Source organism: Burkholderia sp. SCN-KJ, from assembly GCF_024656005.1.
Classification (GTDB): domain Bacteria; phylum Pseudomonadota; class Gammaproteobacteria; order Burkholderiales; family Burkholderiaceae; genus Burkholderia.
In genome coordinates this window covers 156,504-174,113 of sequence record NZ_JANKOG010000016.1, presented here as the reverse complement: position 1 = coordinate 174,113, position 17,610 = coordinate 156,504, and the positions used below count along the sequence as shown (strand labels likewise).

Here is a 17,610-nt window from a genome sequence, read left to right as displayed (position 1 = left end):
GAAGGTGGGCGGGACGCTCAGGTCCGCAGTCTCGGGTTCGACACGATCGAGCAGAGGTCGGCGAACAGCACGAGCGTCAGGTAGGCGACGCAGAAGATCAGCGTGCAGGCCTGGACGAGCGGGAAATCGCGATTGCCGACCGCATCGACCATCAGGCTCGCGAGGCCCGGATAGTTGAAGATCGTCTCGACGACGATCACGCCGCCGAGCAGGTATGACAGGCTCAGCGCGATCGCATTGGCGATCGGCCCGATCGCGTTCGGCAGCGCATGGCGCAGCACGACGCGCGCGGGGCTCGCGCCCTTGAGCACGGCCATCTCGACATACGACGCGCTCAACTGCTCGATCACCGCGGCGCGCGTCATCCGCGCCATCTGCGCGATCACGACCGCGCACAGCGTCAGCACCGGCATCGCGTACGCGCGCAGGAAATCGTGCAGGCTCTCGATCGGGCCGCTGTACGACAGCGCGGACAGCCAGTGCAGCTTCACGGCGAGCACGAGCACGGCGACCGTCGCGATCAGGAACTCCGGCGTCGCGACGAGCGCCAGCGTGCCGAGGCTGATCACGCGGTCGACCACCGACTCGCGCTTGACCGCCGCGAGGATGCCGAGCAGCAGCGCGATCGGCACCGACACGGCGGTCGTGATCGCCGCGAGCGCGAGCGACTTCGGCAGGCGCCCGCCGATCATCGCCGACACCGGCATGTCGCCGGACAGCGAACGGCCGAAATCGCCGTGCAGCAGCCCGGTGAGCCAATTCAGGTAGCGAACGTGGGCCGGCATGTCGAGGCCGAACTGCTGGCGCAGCGCGGCGACCGTCTCAGGCGTCGCCGACTGGCCGAGCGCGGCCTGCGCGGCATCGCCCGGCAGCAGGTTCGTGATCGTGAAGATGATCGCGGACACGATCAGCAGCGTCAGCGCGGTGACCGCGATGCGCCGGCCGATCAGTCCAAGCAGGATTCGATTCATGAAACTTCACTCCCGTAGAGGCCGCGTGCGGCCGGCGCGGCAATCCGCACCGGCCGCACGGCGGCGGCACGCGCCGGCGTCAGGCGTTCCACCACACGTGCTCGGCGAACATGAAGCCCATCATCCCGCCGGTCGGGATCGAGCCGAGGCCCGCGAGCCGCTTGTCGTAGCCGTCGAGGAAGCTGATGAAGGCCGGGATGCCGACCCTGCACTGCTGCGCGACGAGCACCTGCATGTCGCCGTACATCTGCTTGCGCTTCGCGTCGTCGGTTTCCGAGCGCGCGGCGAGCAGCAGCTGGTCGAACTTCGGGTTCTTCCAGCCCGACTCGTTCCACGGCGCGTCCGACTTGAAGAACTGCGTGAACAGCACGTCGGCGCTCGAACGCGGGTTGATGTTGCCGAAGCCGAGCGGATGCTTCATCCAGTGATTCGACCAGTAGCCGTCCGCCGACACGCGGTTCACCTGCAGGTTCAGCCCGATCTTCTGGCCGGCCTGCTGCAGCAGCACGGCCATCTCGATCGACCCGTTCGCGTCGGAGGTCGCATAGATCGGCGGCAGCGCGGCGCCCAGCGCGCCCGCCTTCTGGAACAGGAACTTCGCCTTGTCCGGATCGTACGGCCGCTGCGGCAGCGACGCGTTGAAGTAGCGATGCCCCGGCGGGATCGGCTGGTCGTTGCCGATCACCGCGTAGCCGCGGAACACCGCCGAGCGGATCTGCTCGCGATTGAACAGGTACTTCATCCCTTCGACGAAATCGGGGTTCGCGACGATCGGGTTGTCGCTGCGCATGATCAGGTCGGTATAGAGCCCCGACTTGGTTTCCTGCAGCGCATAGCCCGGCGTCGACGCGACCCGCTGCGTCGAGCGCGGATCGATCGCGTTGATCAGGTGCACGTCGCCCGACAGCAGCGCGTTCAGGCGCGCGGCGCTGTCGCTGATGCCGATCAGCTCGATCTCGTCGAGGTACGGCATCCCCGGCTTGAAGTAGCTGTCGTTGCGCACGCCGACGGTCGACACGCCCGGCTTGAACGACTTCAGCTTGTACGGGCCGCAACCGATGCCGGTGCTGAAATCGGTCGTGCCGTCCTTGACGATCACGAGTTGCGGCGTCGCGAGGATCACCGGCAGATCGGCATTCGCGCTCGCGAGCACGAGCGTGACCTCGTCCGGGCCGCTCGCCTTCGCGTCGGCGAACTGATCGGCGAGCGGCTTGACCTTCGACGCGGTGGCCGCGTTCTTGTGGCGCATCAGCGAATACACCACGTCGGCCGGCGTGACCGGTTTCCCGTCGTGGAACGTGACGCCCTTGCGCAGCTTGATGATCCACGTCTTCGCGTCGGTCGTCTGCAACGACTGGGCGAGATTCATCTGCGGCGTCAGGCTCGCATCGAGCTGCGTGAGGCCACTGTAGAACATGAAGAAACGAATGTAGTCGGCGCCCGTCGAGCCCTTGGCCGGGTCGAGCGTATCGGCCGTCGAGCCCGATTCGTTCGCAACCCGAATCTTGCCGCCGCGCTTGGGCGCGGGTGCCGCAAAGGCACTCCCGGGTTGCATCAGCAGCCCGCCGGCGCCGGCGGCCATCATGCCGCTCGCCGCCATGACCCGCATCATGTCGCGGCGCGTGAAGCCGCCCTTGCTGCCGTTGTCGATATCGTCGCTCATCCGAACTGCTCCTGACTGTGGAAAGTGGGTCCTGGGGCCCAGCGTGGTTCGAGAATCCCGTCGTGCCCGTGTGCTGGTCGCGGGCGCGACGTCGTGCGCATTGAGTTCATTTAAGCATCGCCAAAATGCGGGTTATCGCGATTCGGGGCGGCTGCACGATACGATTCGACCGTTTTGGACCGCCCGCGCAGCATGATTTGCTGCGTGACCGCGCGTACCGCCATCGGCTCGATGCCGCGTCGCGACCACTGCGCGATACGTGCGCGACGAAGGAAATCGTAAAGTGATACGCGCGGCAGATTGCGCCGACAAAATTGGCCGCGCGGCATCCGAAACGCGTTCGACGCACGCAAACCGCATGTTTGTGTGGAATGCGGGCTCGCGGCCGCGGCACCCGGTACGACCGGGACGTCGCGCACGCGTCGGACGGCGGGCGCCGGCCGCGAGAACGCCCGGCGCATGAAAGGTCAGGAGATTGCCGCGACGTCGAAGCGGCTTTGCCGGACGACGGGCGGACGACGGGGATGCCGCCGGATGATCCGACGCGGGGCGCGAACCCGTGACGGGCCGTCAAGCCGCGACTCCCCACTGCGACGCGGTCGGAGCCGGCAGGTTGGTGAGCACCACGCCGGACACTTGCCGGCGTGGCGTCAGGAAAACGAGGTGATGGCGTTGCCGGCGGGTGCGCACGCGGCGGTCAGCAGTCGGGCGATCAGGCGGTCAGGCAGTCAGGCAGTCAGGCAGTCAGACGTCGAGCAATCAGGCAGTCGGGCAGTCACACGGTCACGCGGTCAGGCGGTCAGGCGGTCACGCAGTCACGCAGTCACGCAGTCACGCAGTCACGCAGTCACGCAGTCACGCAGTCACGCAGTCAGACAGTCAGACAGTCAGACAGTCAGACAGTCAGACAGTCAGGCAGTCAGGCAGTCGAGCAATCAAGCCGTCAGCCTGAACACCGATACGGCGGCCCTCAACCGTGCCGCCTGTTCATCCAGCGAGGACGCGGCCGCGGCGGCCTGCTCCACCAGCGCGGCATTCTGCTGGGTCACTTCATCCATCTGCGCGACCGCCAGGCCGATCTGTTCGATGCCGGTGCTTTGCTCGGCGGATGCCGCGGTAATCTCGCCCATGATGTCGGCGACCCGGTCGATCGACCGGACGATCTCCGTCATGCGCGCGCCGGCCGTCTCGACGAGCCGGCTGCCGCTGCCGACCCGCTCGACCGACGCCTCGATCAATCCCTTGATGTCTTTCGCGGCCGCCGCGCTGCGTTGCGCGAGCGAGCGGACCTCCGCGGCCACGACCGCGAACCCGCGCCCTTCCTCACCGGCCCGCGCGGCTTCGACCGCGGCATTGAGCGCGAGAATGTTGGTCTGGAACGCGATGCTCTCGATCACGACGGTAATGTCGGCGATCCGCACCGATCCGTCCGAAATCTGCCGCATCGTTTCGACGACTTCCCGCACGGCGGCGCCGCCGAGTTCGGTCGCCTCCTTCGCGTGGGTCACGAGCGCATTCGCCTGACGTGCATTGTCGGCATTCTGTTTGACCGTCGACGTGATCTGCTCCATGCTGGCGGCCGTTTGCTGCAGCGACGCGGCCTGTTCCTCCGTGCGCTGGGACAGGTCCAGGTTGCCTTGCGCGATCTCGCCGGTGCCGACGGCAATCGAGCGGGTCGTGGTCTGGATGTCGGCGATGGTTTCGGTGAGTCGCGCCTTCATGTCGCCGAGCGCGACGAGCAGGCTGCCCGGTGCGGCGTGCGCCGTATCGAACTGCACGTCCAGTTCGCCGGCGGCGATGCGGGCCGCGATCCCGGCCGCCTGCGCGGGCTCGCCGCCCAGCGTCCGCCGGACGCTGCGCAACACCCCCCACGCGATCGCCGCGAGCGCCGCGGCGATGACGAGCGTGATGGCGCCGAGCACCTGCGCGAGCCGCGCAAACGCCGCGTTGATGTCGTCGTAGAAGAATCCCGTGCCGATCCACCAGTCCCAGTCCGGAATGGCGACCACGCCCTGGAGTTTCGGCTCCACGTCCGCGTCCGGGCTGCGCCTGATCAGCACGTCGACGAGCGCGAAATGCGCCTGGGCCATTCCGGCGCGGTATGCCTCGCTGTCGGTCAGGCCGCTGGTCGTGCGGTTGCCCTTCGCGCGGGTGCCGATGAACTTCGCGTTCGGATGCACGAGGTTGACGCCGTCGGACGTCGTCACCCAGTAGTAGCTCTTCGAATTCGCATTGAGCGCGGACAACGCGGCCTTGGCCTGCTGCTGGGCCTGCTCCCGGGTGAGCGTTCCGCTCGCCTGCATCGCGCGATACGAGTCGACCAGATGCTCGGCTTTAGTCAGAAGAATGACGATCTCGTCACGACGGCTGTCGATCAGCGCGTCGCGCAGCGTGTGCAGCGACATCGCGGCGAGCAATGCAACGCCGAGCAGCGCCGCGACGACGAGCATCAGCAGTTTCGTGGACAACTTCATGCGGGGGCCTCGCGATATTAACCGTTCGGTACATATATCGGCTCGGACGGCCCCGCCTTGAATGGCGCCGTATCGGTAATTACCCTCAGTTCGTGCGGTGAGCGAACGCGTGAAGGGGCACGGCCGTCGCGCCCCCTTGGCCGGTCCCGACAGGCCTGCCGGCACGGCCGCGCGCGCGGAGCACGCAGCCGCCCGCCTGCGCGGCGACGCTTACAGCCCGAGCTGCGTCGCGAGGTGGCCGATGTCCGACACCTCGTAATAGTTGTAGAACGGCGTGCCCGGCTCGTGCCCGCGATTGACGAATGCCTTGTGCTTGATGCCGAGATCCTCGGCCGTCATCAGGTCGTAGCGCAGGCTCGACGACACGTGCAGCACGTCCTCGGGCTTGCAGCCGAGCTTGCCGAACATGTATTCGAAGCCCTGCATGCGCGGCTTGTACGATTGCGCCTGCTGCGCGGTGAACACCGCATGGAACGGCGCGCCGAGCTTGTCGACGTTGCTCATGATCTGCTCGTCCATGGCGTTCGACAGGATCACGAGCTTGTACTTCTGCGCGAGCCGCGACAGGCCGGCCGGCACGTCCGGATGCGGGCCCCACGTCGGCACCGCATGATAGAAGCGCTCGGCCTCGGCTTCGTCGAACGGCGTGCCGATGCGCGCGCAGGTGCGCCGGATCGCGTTGACGACGACGTCGCGGTACGGCTTCCACGCCCCGAGCACCTCGTCGAGCCGATAGGCGGCGAACGCGCGCACGAAATCCTCCATCGCGACCGGCGACAGCCGGTCCGCGTAGATCTCGCGCGCCAGGTCCGCCATCTGGAAGCGGGTCAGCGTGCCGTAGCAGTCGAACGTGATGAACTTCGGTTCAAATTGGATCATGGTGAGGTCCTGTCGGTATGAAACCCCGGCAGGGCCGGGGACGGGCTGGGTTCAACGCAATTGAATCAGGGCAAAAAATCCGTCGCGCATCGTTCGACGCCGGTCGAAACGCAGATTCGCCGCGTGTTGCAGGCCGCGGGCAGCACGATCTGCGGCACGGTCGCGCGCGGCGCCGCGGGCCACCCCGGCAGGCTTCGCGCAACCGCGGCGCGCCAACCGCCCGGCGGGCCCGGCGCGGCTCGCCCGGGCGGCGCCGCTGCAGTTCCATCGTAGTGTCATTCCCACAGCAGAAGCTGGCGGATTGGCGGGCCGCGCCGGCATGAAGCGCGCGTTCGCGCGCGCCGATCGCGCCGGTTTGCGTCGATCTCGCCCGGCCGCCCGCCGTCGCCGGAAAACAGGCGAATCGTCCTATCCGCGCCGCGGTGTCGCTGGCAGAGTCGATACGTTATTCCTACCCATCCGGAGTCCGGCGTGTCCGATCTCAACCCTTCCAGCACGCTTATCTATCGTCCGTTCACCGACACCGACCTGCCCGCCGCGCATCGTCTGTCGGAAGCGGTCAAGTGGCCGCACCGTCTCGACGACTGGCGCTTCGCGCTCCAGCTCGGCAGCGGCTTCGTCGCCGAAGACGAAGGCGGCATCGTCGGCACCGCGCTCGGCTGGCGCTTCGGCGACGCGCACGCGTCGCTCGGCATGGTGATCGTGTCGCCCGAGCGCCAGGGCCGCGGCATCGGCCGCGAACTGCTCGCGCGCGTCGTCGACAGCCTCGGCGCGCGCACGATCTTCCTGCATGCGACGCCGTCCGGCGAACCGCTCTACGTGAAATTCGGCTTCGAGGCGATCGGCACGATCGACCAGCACCAGGGTGCCGCGTTCCAGCCGCCGCTGATCTCGCTGCCGCCGGGCGAGCGCCTGCGCCCGCTCGGCACCAACGACGGCCCGCGCCTCGCGGCGCTCGCCTCGCGCGCGGCAGGCTATCCGCGCGACGCGGTGATCGATGCGCTGCTCGGCGTCGCGAACGGGATCGCGCTCGATCGCGACGGCGAGCTGCTCGGCTTCGCGCTGTTCCGCCGCTTCGGCCGCGGCCATGTGATCGGCCCGGTGGTCGCACCCGACGCGCTGCGCGCGCAGGCGCTGATCAGCCACTGGCTCGCGCTGCACGAAGGGATGTTCGTGCGGCTCGACGTGCCGGGCGACAGCGGGCTGTCGGACTGGCTGCAGGGCCTCGGGCTGCCGCGCGTCGACACGGTCGTCGCGATGGCGCGCGGCGCGGCGCCCGCGCGCGACCCGGCGCTGCGCACGTTCGCGATCGTGAACCAGGCGCTCGGCTGAGCGGCACGCGCGATGAGCTTTCTCTACAAGGCCGACCCGGTGCGCGGCGCACAATGGGCGCAGCGCTTCGCGCAACAGGCGCCCGACCTCCCGTTCCGGATCTGGCCGGACCTCGGCGACCCTGAAACCGTCCGCTATCTCGCCGCCTGGCAGCCGCCCGACGATCCGGCCGCGCTGCTGCCGAATCTCGAGGTCGTGTTCTCCGTCGGCGCCGGCATCGACCAGTTCGACCTGTCGCGCGTGCCCGCGCACATCCCGGTCGTGCGGATGATCGAGCCGGGCATCGTCGAAGGGATGGTCGAGTACGTGACGCAGGCGGTGCTGACGATCCACCGCGACCTGTTCGACTACGCGGCGCAGCAGCGCGCGCAGGTGTGGCGCGAGCGGCCGGTGCGCGCGGCCGCGTCGCGGCGCGTCGGCGTGCTCGGGCTCGGCACGCTCGGCCAGGCCGTGCTCGACACGCTGCGGCGCTTCGGCTTCCCGTGCGCCGGCTGGAGCCGCACGCCGCGCACGCTCGACGGCATCGACTGCTACGCGGGCGACGCGGCACTCGACGCGTTCCTGGCCCGCACCGACATCCTGATCTGCCTGCTCCCGCTCACCGACGGCACGCGCGGGCTGCTCGGCGCGCGCGTGTTCGATGCGCTGCCGGCCGGCGCGTCGCTCGTGCAGGTCGGGCGCGGCCCGCAGCTCGACGAGGCCGCGCTGCTCGCGGCGCTCGCGAGCGGCCGGCTCGACAGCGCGATCCTCGACGTGACGGACCCCGAGCCGTTGCCGGCCGGCCACCCGTTCTGGACGCACGCGCGTATCCGGATCACGCCGCACATCGCGAGCGCGACGCGGCCCGATACCGCGGTCGACGCCGTGCTCGCGAACCTCGCGCGCCACCGCGCGGGCCAGCCGATGATCGGCGTCGTCGATCGCGCGCGCGGCTACTGACGCGCGCGCCCGGCCCGGCGGGGCGCGCAGCAGAAAATGCCGAAGCGTCCGGTGCAAACACCGTTTTCATACGTTTCAGGGCGCAAATTGAAGACACGTGCGGATTTCTCGCCCGGTAGCATGAACTCACGCTGACACCCGACGAGAGTCCCTCCCCGCCATGAACCAAGCCGCGCTGATCGAAGCCGATCGTCAACACCTGATCCACCCCGTCGTCAATTACCGCGTGCACGAGGCGCGCGGCGTCACCGTGCTCGACTCCGCGAGCGGCGTGTTCCTGCGCGACGCCGACGGCCATACGCTGCTCGATGCGTTCTCGGGCCTGTGGTGCGTCAACGTCGGCTACGGTCGCGACAGCATCGTGAAGGCCGCCGCCGACCAGATGGCGAAGCTGCCCTACGCGACCGGCTATTTCCATTTCGGCTCGCAGCCGGCGATCGAACTTGCCGAGCGGCTCGCCGCGCTCGCGCCGCCTTCGCTGAACCGCGTGTACTTCACGCTCGGCGGCTCGGACGCGGTCGACTCCGCGGTGCGCTTCATCACGCACTATTTCAACGCGACCGGCCGCCCGTCGAAGAAGCACATGATCGCGCTCGAACGCGGCTATCACGGCTCGTCGTCGATCGGCGCCGGCCTGACCGCGCTGCCGGCGTTCCACCGTCATTTCGACCTGCCGCGCGCGGACCAGCACCACATCCCGTCGCCCTACCCGTACCGCCATCCGCTCGGCGACGATCCGCAGGCGCTGATCGCCGCGTCGGTCGCCGCGCTGGAAGCGAAAGTCGCCGAACTCGGCGCGGACAACGTCGCCGCGTTCTTCTGCGAACCGGTGCAGGGTTCCGGCGGCGTGATCGTGCCGCCGGCCGGCTGGCTGAAGGCGATGCGCGACGCGTGCCGGCGCCTCGGCATCCTGTTCGTCGCCGACGAGGTGATCACCGGCTTCGGCCGCACGGGCCCGCTGTTCGCGTGCGAGACCGAACAGGTCGACCCGGACCTGATGACCGTCGCGAAGGGCCTGACCGCCGGCTACGCGCCGATGGGCGCGGTGCTGATGTCCGACGAAATCTACGAAGGCATCGCGGGCAGCCGCACGGAGTCGGCCGCGGTCGGTCACGGGCATACGTATTCCGCGCATCCGGTCAGCGCGGCGATCGGCCTCGAGGTGCTGAAGCTCTATCACGAAGGCGGGCTGCTCGCGAACGGCCAGGCGCTGGCGCCGCGCTTCGCCGCGGGCCTCGATGCGCTGCGCGCGCATCCGCTCGTCGGCGACGCGCGTTCGGCCGGCCTGCTCGGCGCGCTCGAGCTGGTGGCCGACAAGGCGCACAAGACGCGCTTCGACCCGGCGCTGAACGTGCCGGACAAGATCGCGGCGGCTGCGTACGCGAACGGCGTGGTGTTTCGCGCGTTCGGCGACGGCGTGCTCGGTTTCGCGCCGGCGCTGAGCTTCACCGCGGGCGAGTTCGACCTGATGTTCGAACGCGTGCGCAAGACGCTCGACGACGTGCTGGCCGACCCGGGCGTGCAGCGCGCGCTCGACGTCGCGCACGCGCAGCCGGCCTGACGGGCCGAGGGAAAGCCGGGCTTGTGGCGGCCATCGTTCGACTCTAAAGTAACCGGACATTCCATTTTTTCCCCTCTCACGGAACCATGACGGACAGCAAGCTGGATCGCATCGACCTGCGCATCCTCTCCCAGTTGCAGAAGCGCGGCCGCATGACCAACGTCGAGCTGGCCGATGCGGTCGGGCTGTCGCCGAGCCCGTGCCTGATCCGCGTGAAGCGGCTCGAGAAGGCCGGCTACATCGGCGGCTACGGCGCGCACATCCAGCTCGAGAAGCTCGGCGACGTGCAGGTCGTGTTCACCGAGGTCACGCTGGCCGACCACCGGCGCGAGGACTTCGACCGCTTCGTCGCGGCGATCCGCAACGTCGACGAGATCGTCGAATGCCACCTCGCGAGCGGCGGCTACGACTATCTGCTGAAGTTCATCACGCGCAGCGTGAGCCATTACCAGACGATCGTCGAAGGGCTGCTCGAGCAGAACATCGGCATCGAGAAGTATTTCAGTTACGTGATCATCAAGTCGCCGTTCGTCAAACGGCACTACCCGCTCGAATCGCTGTTCGGCGAACGGCACTGACCGCGGCACGCGGCACCCTTGAACGCGGCAGCCCGCTGTCCGCGCGGGGTCGTCGCGCGCCGGCGTCGCCGCCGAACCGCCTCACCCAAGGACCTGTCATGCCGCTTACGCTGTCCCGCACCGAACTCGTTCGCACCGCCAACCTGATCGACGGCACCTGGCGCGACGCGCTCGACGGCCGTCGCTTCGACGTCACCGATCCGGCAACGCTCGACCTCGTCGCCCACGCACCCGACAGCGGCGCCGCCGACGCGCGCGCCGCGACCGACGCGGCCGCACGCGCGCTGCCCGGCTGGCGCGCGACGCCCGCGCGCGAACGCGCCGCGATCCTGCGTGCGTGGCACGCGGCGATCGTCGCGCACACCGACGATCTCGCGAAGCTGATGTCGCGCGAACAGGGCAAGCCGCTCGCCGAAGCGCGCGGCGAAGTCGCCTATGGCGCGTCGTACGTGCTGTGGTTCGCCGAGGAGGCGACGCGCACGTATGGCGACCTGATTCCGCAACAGCAGCGCGGCAAGCGGCTCAGTGCGGTGAAGGAGCCGATCGGCATCGTCGCCGCGATCACGCCGTGGAATTTCCCGCTCGCGATGATCGCGCGCAAGATCGCGCCCGCGCTCGCGGCCGGCTGCACGGTCGTCGCGAAGCCGGCGGAGGACACGCCGCTCACCGCGCTCGCGCTGGCCTTCCTCGCGCAGGAAGCCGGCGTGCCGCCCGGCGTGCTGAACCTGATCGCCGCGTCGCGCGAACGCGGCATCGACGCGGTGGCCGACTGGCTCGCCGACGGCCGCGTGCGCAAGATCACGTTCACCGGCTCGACGCCCGTCGGCAAGCTGCTCGCGCGCGAGTCGGCCGCGACGCTGAAGAAGCTGTCGCTGGAGCTCGGCGGCAATGCGCCGTTCATCGTGTTCGACGATGCCGAGCTCGACGCCGCGGTCGACGGGCTGATGGCCGCCAAGTTCCGCAACGGCGGCCAGACCTGCGTGTCGCCGAACCGCGTGTACGTGCAGGCCGGCGTCTACGAGGCCTTCGCCGCGAAGCTCGCCGCGCGCGTTGCCGCGCTGAAGGTTGCGCCTGCAACCGACCCGGCCGCGCAGATCGGCCCGATGATCAACGCGCGCGCGGTCGACAAGATCGCGCGCCACGTCGGCGACGCGATCGAGCGCGGCGCGCGCGTGCTGACGGGCGGCACGCGCCTGACCGAACTCGGGCCGCACTACTACGCGCCGACGGTGCTCGCCGACGCCACCGCCGACATGCAGCTGACCTGCGAGGAAACCTTCGGCCCGGTCGCCGCGCTGTTCCGGTTCGATACCGAGGACGAAGCCGTCGATGCCGCGAACGACACGCCGTTCGGGCTTGCCGCGTATTTCTACACGCAGGACGTGCGGCGCATCGCGCGCGTGTCGGCGCGGCTCGAAACCGGCATCGTCGGGATCAACGAAGGCGCGCTCGCGAGCGAGGCCGCGCCGTTCGGCGGCGTGAAGGAATCGGGCTACGGCCGCGAAGGCTCGCGCTACGGCCTCGACGACTACCTGTCGATCAAGTACCTGTGCCAGGGCGGGCTCGACTGATCCCGCGCCGATCGCATGCAGCCGCCCGGCGCCGCCGCGGCTGCATGCCCGTTGTGCGGTGCGCCGCTGCCGCACACGTTTGCGGCGCCGGGTGCGGCGATCGCGGCGCGAATCGGCCTCGATTTCCGGGCATACTTGCCGTTAACCCGGATTTGACCCGCGCCGCTGCAGTCGCAGCGAGCTTCCCGCACGAGCGCCAGCCATGCCTGCACCCACTTCGATCGAGAAAATTGCCGACTGGGCCGGCCGCAATTACTTGATCGTCGGCGTGCTGGGCACGCTGATGTCGCTGGCGGCGCTCGGCATCAGCGCGGCGACGCTGTGGGCCGCACGCAGCGAAGTGGTCGAACATGCGCACGAGACGTCGCGCAACGTCGCCGCCGTGCTGGTCAGCGAGATCGGGCGCACCGTCGAAACGTCCAACAATGCGCTCGTCGCACTCGCCGCCAACCTGCGCAACCCCGCGGTCGCGCGCATCGACACCGGGCTGCGTCACGACGTGCTGTTCGAGCGCACGACCGCGCAATACATGACCGGCATGGGCGTGACGAACCGCGACGGCCGGCAGATCGACGGATGCTGCGGCCCGCTCCACAACTGGGATTTCAGCGATCGCGACTACTTCAAGGTCCATCGCGATGCGCACAACGTCGGCCTCTACGTGTCCGAGGCGTATAGCGCGCGCTCGCGCGGCGGCACGAAATCCATCGCGCTGTCGCGGCGCATCGAACGGCCGGATCACACGTTCGACGGCATCGTGGTGGTCGCGATCAACCTGGCCTACTTCGATCACCTGCTGTCGCGCCTGAACGTCGGACCGCACGGCGTCAGCGCGATCCTGCGCGCGGACGGCACGATCCTCGCGAGAAACCCGCCGTTGAGCGATCAGCAGATCAGCCGGCTGCGCCGCACGAAGTCGTTCGTGCAGATGCTGAGCCGCGACTCGGGCTTCTATGCGGCGCGCTCGAGCATCGACGGCGTCGCGCGGCTTTATACGTACCAGCACGTGCCCGGCACGCCGTTGATCGCGGTCGTCGCCCCGGCCGAGGGCGACGTGCTGGCCGGCATCACGCGCCTGACGTGGACGGTCGGCGTGTCGGCGTCCGTCATCGGCGCGCTGTTCTGCGCGGTGGTGTGGCTGCTCGCGTTCGCGCTGCGCGACAACCTGCGCAAGCAGACGCTGCTCACGGACCAGACGCGCACCGATCCGCTGACGGGCCTGCACAACCGCCGCGCGCTCGATGCCGCGCTCGCCGACGAATGGGCGCGGCTGCAGCGCGGCAGCGGCGGCAGCCTGTCGGTGCTGTTCATCGACGCCGACCACTTCAAGCAGTACAACGACCGCTACGGCCATGCGCAAGGCGACACGGCGCTGCGCTTTCTCGCCGAATGCATCCGCGCGAACGTGCGGCGGCGCGGCGACATCGCTGCACGCTACGGCGGCGAGGAATTCGTCGCGGTGCTGCCCGATACGGACGAACGCGGCGCCGCGGAAGTCGCGGAAGCGATCCGGTGCGCGGTCGAACACAGCCGGCTCGACGGCTTCGATGCAACGATTCCGCCGTTCACGGTCAGCATCGGCTGCGCGACCGGCCATCGCGCGCACCCGCGGACCGTGCATGCGCTGTCGCATCAGGCGGACCTCGCGCTCTACGCGGCCAAGCGGCACGGCAGAAACCGCGTGTGCCGCGCCGACGCGGAACCGGCCGCCGAGGCGGCGTGATCGCGCCGGTTATCGTCGTCGTTCTGGGGAACACCAGTGCGGCCGGACGCACGCATGGCCGGCGCGTTACGATGCGCTGCCGATGGCCCGCTCGCCTCGACCACAACGTTCAGCATCCCAAATTCACCAAATAGTGAGCATTCGCGCGCTTCGACCGCGCCGCGCAACAAAACCTTAACGGCTGCGTCACGATCGCCCACGACAATCCGCCATCTTCAACACACCGGATGGAGTTTTGCATGTTTGCGTCACGAAGCCGTTTCCCGCTGCACGTCGCAGCGCTGTCGAGTGCGATCGTTCTCGCCGCGTGCGGCGGCGGCGACGATGTCGCGTCGACCACCTCGACCAGCGCGGCCATGCCGGCGCCGCCGGCCGACCCCGGCTTCGTCGACAGCGCACCCGTGCCGAGCGTGCCGGCCTTCGTCGACAACATCGCGACCAACCAGCGCGGCGACGCGCGCTATGCGACGCTGTCGACCAACGCCGCGGTGCGCGTGGTGAGCCGCTTCCTCGACCTGTGGCAGCCGTCGACGATGCTCGTCGACGCGGGCGTGACCGCGGCCGCGAACGGCGCGTTCCCGGCGATCTCGCCGTCGACCTGCTCGGGCCTGCCCGGCAGCGGTACGCCGTGCGGCACGATCCTGAACGACACGGTGCTGGCGGCCAATGTTCAATACGTGATCAACGCAACGACCGCGCGCACGCAACAGCAGGCCGATGCCGCCTACTTCGACGACCGCCGCGGCAAGGGCTACAGCGTGACCGACGGCATGGGCCCGCTCACCGGCGCGTGGCGCACGGCCGCGCAGCAGACGACCAGCATCACCAGCGTGCCCGCCGACGCCACCACGGTGCTGTACAACGACAGCGGCAACAACGTCGGCGTCGGCAGCAGCGCCAACGCGAACTTCGGGAAAGTCGTCGACCTGCTCAACGAAATGGGCAACAACGCGTCGACCGAACCGTCGAAGCGCTTCTACAAGTACGCACGGCCGTACCGCTGGAGCGCGAGCGTGGTCGTCGCGCCGACGCTCGTGCCGGCGGAAAGCACCACGCCCGCGACCGACGGCGGCTTCATCAGCGGCCACACGGCCGAAGCGATGCGCGACGCGATGACGATGGCGTGGCTCGTGCCGGAGCGCTTCCAGGAGATGGTCAGCCGCGGCCTCGAACTGGGCGAGAACCGGATCCTCGCCGGCATGCACTCGCCGCTCGACGTGATCGGCGGCCGCATGCTCGCGCTGGCCGTCAGCGCGGCGAACCTCACCGCGTACGCGAGCGACGCGCAGGCCGCGTACGGTCAGGCTCACCAGGCGCTTCAGCAACTCACGGGGACGACCGGCACGACCTTCGCCGCGTTCGCGCATTCGGGCACGACGGCCACCGACCGGTTCGCCGATTACGCGACCAACAAGGCCGCTTTCACGCGCCGCATGACGTTCGGCTTCGGCGCGATCGAATCGACCGATGCACCGCCCGTCGTGCCGAAGGGCGCGGAGGTGCTGCTGCAGACGCGCTTCCCGTACCTGAGCGCCGACCAGCGGCGCGTCGTGCTGAAGACCACCGAAGTGCAGTCCGGCTATCCGGTGATGGATGATGCGGAAGGCTGGGGCCGCCTGAACCTGTTCGCCGCGGGCGACGGCTACGGCGCGTTCAACGGCAACGTGATCGTGTCGATGGATGCATCGCAGGGCGGGTTCAATACGGCCGACCAGTGGCGCAACGACATCGCGGGCGCGGGCAAGCTGACGCTGCAAGGCACCGGCACGCTGACGCTGGCGGGCGACAACCGCTATACGGGCGGCACGCAGGTCAGCGGCGGCACGCTCGCCGCGGCATCGGCAAGCGCGTTCGGCACCGGCGACGTGTACGTCGGCGCCGGCGGCAGCGTGAAGATCGCGGCCAGCGCACCCGTCACGATCGCGACGCGCTACACCCAGCTCGACAACACGACGCTCGAACTCGACATCGACGGCAACGGCGGCGGCCGCCTGCGCGTGGGCGGCCCGCTCACCGTCGCCGGCGGCACGCTGCACGTGAAGTTCGTGAACGGCTACGCGCCGAAGGCCGGCGACACGATCGCGCTGATCGACGGCGCGGCGGCTTCCGCGAAGTTCTCGACGGTGACGGTCGACGGGTTCAAGGCGACGCCGGTTTATACGGCGACGGGGGTGTCGGTCAGGTTGTCGGCGTCGTAACCGGCAGCGGCCGTCGGGTCACGCCGGGCGCACCGCGTAGCCTGTTTGCGTCGATCACTCACGCGTTCCAGTTCGATTCGGTTTGCCGTCGGCCGTCCCGTCGGCGGCAAACCGCCATTCTGCTTCGAAGGTCTCGTTTCTCGGTCGTCATGGTCCGACTGCATGTGTCCAACCGGACACTCCGCATGAGCTTTCGCACAGATAATGACAAATTTCACATACTTTTCGCGCAGCAGATTCGCTAGGATCATTTCCCTGCTTTTCCGATTCATATTTTCTCGCAGGGAATGGCGAAAAATGAAGAAACCTATCCGACACGCAATCACGGCATTTGCGCTTTTGACAAGCGCACAGTTTTCGAACGCGCAAGCCATTGCGGCTGACACGCCGCAATCCAATGGCGCGCTGCCCGTGACGCTACCTCAACCGGATTACACTTCGCAGCGCGTGAAAGTCGGTTTGTCGAGCGCAGAAACGACGCTCGTTCTTCCGTGGTTCGTGGAGGAGCTGATCGCGACAGCCAACACCAGCCATTCACTGGACGAAGCAGCCAGGGATTATGCAGGGCGTTTAAAGCGTGGTCTTTAATCAATAGTCCGTTACCAAACCTGACGGTAACCAGACGCCAGAACGCCCGCTGCGCCGCATCGGGCATTTTCCGTTTCAGTGCGTACGACGGACATCCGTCATATTTTGAATTGCCGACGGAGGCTATATGCCATTAACCGTCGGCATGCTTGCCCGGCGTCGATGCCGGCACCTTTTCATCAGGAGGGAGTGCATGAACCGCATACCGGACGAATCGACCGCGTTCCGGATCGGTGCTCGTCGCGTTCGAACGATGCAGCTGGACGGCGGCATCCTGGCCGCACAGGTGGGTAGCGAACCGCCCGCGGTCATCGTACTGAACGGCGGACAAGCCTTCGTCTCGAAGACGACCTCGCGCCGGCTGCGGCGCGACCTGCTCCGCGTCGCCGGTATCTTGCCGCCCGACACGCCATTCGTCCTGCTCGGGTATCCTGACAAGCCCGGTGCGCAATACCGAATCGCCGACATCGCCGAGCATCTCGCGCGCGGCATCGCCGCGCATTGGCAGTGCACGACGCTCATCGGCATCTCGTTCGGCGGCGTCGTGGCGGCGCGCCTCGCGGCCGCCCACCCGGAACGCGTCTCGCGACTCGGGCTGGTGTCGAGCGCGCATCGTCTTGCCCCGAACGGCTGCCGGCTCATCGAGCAGCAAATCGTGCATACGACCCGCTCCGATTTCGTCCGTCTGCTCGAAACGATGTCCGGATGCTTCCGCGCCAGCTGGCGCAACATGCTCCTGCGCGCGGCGCTGTTCAGTCGACGCCGCCACGTCGCGTCATCGGTCAACGAACGACACGTCATTGTCCGCACCCTGCGCGCCTTGCGTGACGATGCACGCGACGATACGCCGTGGCCGCGGCGGATCCGCGCGGATACGTTGATCGTCGGCGGCGCCGACGACCCGATCTTCGCCGAGGCGGCGCTCGAAACTTCCGCGTGGGTGCCGTCGGTGACGCATCATGCGCTGCCAGGCGAAGGGCACATGGTGATGATCGAGCGCAGGAAGCAGGTTGCGCGACTCGTTCGGAACTGGCTCGCCGCGCGATCCTGATGTTCGCGTCCGAATAGACGCCTGCACACGATGATCCCTGAGATGTGGCGCACGACGCGGCCGCACCAGGTACGAAATATGC

At 68.4% G+C, this 17,610-nt stretch carries 13 protein-coding genes; 9 read left to right on the top strand and 4 right to left on the bottom strand.

The features are described 5' to 3' along the window. Positions 1 to 17: 17 nt before the first annotated feature. The 4 genes from NQV17_RS25010 to NQV17_RS24995 all read right to left on the bottom strand — a co-directional run bounded on the left by NQV17_RS25010 (position 18) and on the right by NQV17_RS24995 (position 5,987). Positions 18 to 971, bottom strand: coding sequence for an ABC transporter permease (locus tag NQV17_RS25010; protein WP_044844269.1), 954 nt, complete (start codon positions 969 to 971; stop codon positions 18 to 20). Positions 972 to 1,050: 79 nt separating this feature from the next. Continuing rightward, positions 1,051 to 2,634 (bottom strand): ABC transporter substrate-binding protein, encoded by a 1,584-nt coding sequence (locus NQV17_RS25005; RefSeq protein WP_257774282.1) that lies wholly within the window; start codon positions 2,632 to 2,634, stop codon positions 1,051 to 1,053. A gap of 935 nt (positions 2,635 to 3,569) precedes the next feature. Further along, on the bottom strand, positions 3,570 to 5,108 hold the full coding sequence (locus NQV17_RS25000; protein ID WP_257774311.1) for a methyl-accepting chemotaxis protein: 1,539 nt from the start codon (positions 5,106 to 5,108) through the stop codon (positions 3,570 to 3,572). Between the two features lie 210 nt (positions 5,109 to 5,318). Beyond that, positions 5,319 to 5,987, bottom strand: a complete 669-nt coding sequence (locus NQV17_RS24995; protein WP_044844272.1) for a haloacid dehalogenase type II — start codon at positions 5,985 to 5,987, stop codon at positions 5,319 to 5,321. Between the two features lie 471 nt (positions 5,988 to 6,458). On the opposite strand from NQV17_RS24995, the gene NQV17_RS24990 reads away from it, so the two are divergent. The 9 genes from NQV17_RS24990 to NQV17_RS24950 all read left to right on the top strand — a co-directional run bounded on the left by NQV17_RS24990 (position 6,459) and on the right by NQV17_RS24950 (position 17,528). Further along, positions 6,459 to 7,319, top strand: a complete 861-nt coding sequence (locus NQV17_RS24990; RefSeq protein ID WP_257774281.1) for a GNAT family N-acetyltransferase — start codon at positions 6,459 to 6,461, stop codon at positions 7,317 to 7,319. Between the two features lie 12 nt (positions 7,320 to 7,331). Further along, positions 7,332 to 8,258, top strand: coding sequence for a glyoxylate/hydroxypyruvate reductase A (locus NQV17_RS24985; RefSeq protein WP_257774280.1), 927 nt, complete (start codon positions 7,332 to 7,334; stop codon positions 8,256 to 8,258). Positions 8,259 to 8,418: 160 nt separating this feature from the next. Further along, positions 8,419 to 9,819 carry an aspartate aminotransferase family protein gene (locus NQV17_RS24980; protein ID WP_257774279.1) on the top strand — a complete coding sequence of 467 codons (1,401 nt, stop codon included), beginning with the start codon at positions 8,419 to 8,421 and terminating at the stop codon, positions 9,817 to 9,819. A gap of 86 nt (positions 9,820 to 9,905) precedes the next feature. Continuing rightward, a complete protein-coding gene (locus tag NQV17_RS24975) occupies positions 9,906 to 10,397 on the top strand; it encodes an Lrp/AsnC family transcriptional regulator (protein ID WP_006749694.1) in 492 nt (163 codons plus the stop codon). A gap of 98 nt (positions 10,398 to 10,495) precedes the next feature. After that, complete coding sequence (locus NQV17_RS24970; protein ID WP_257774278.1) at positions 10,496 to 11,968, top strand: NAD-dependent succinate-semialdehyde dehydrogenase; 1,473 nt, start codon at positions 10,496 to 10,498, stop codon at positions 11,966 to 11,968. 202 nt (positions 11,969 to 12,170) lie between these two features. Beyond that, on the top strand, positions 12,171 to 13,691 hold the full coding sequence (locus NQV17_RS24965) for a GGDEF domain-containing protein (protein WP_257774277.1): 1,521 nt from the start codon (positions 12,171 to 12,173) through the stop codon (positions 13,689 to 13,691). A gap of 239 nt (positions 13,692 to 13,930) precedes the next feature. Beyond that, positions 13,931 to 15,889, top strand: coding sequence for a phosphatase PAP2 family protein (locus tag NQV17_RS24960; RefSeq protein WP_257774276.1), 1,959 nt, complete (start codon positions 13,931 to 13,933; stop codon positions 15,887 to 15,889). A gap of 297 nt (positions 15,890 to 16,186) precedes the next feature. After that, positions 16,187 to 16,477 carry a hypothetical protein gene (locus NQV17_RS24955; RefSeq protein ID WP_257774275.1) on the top strand — a complete coding sequence of 97 codons (291 nt, stop codon included), beginning with the start codon at positions 16,187 to 16,189 and terminating at the stop codon, positions 16,475 to 16,477. 127 nt (positions 16,478 to 16,604) lie between these two features. Continuing rightward, a complete protein-coding gene (locus tag NQV17_RS24950) occupies positions 16,605 to 17,528 on the top strand; it encodes an alpha/beta fold hydrolase (RefSeq protein ID WP_257774274.1) in 924 nt (307 codons plus the stop codon). The last annotated feature ends 82 nt before the right edge of the window (positions 17,529 to 17,610 follow it).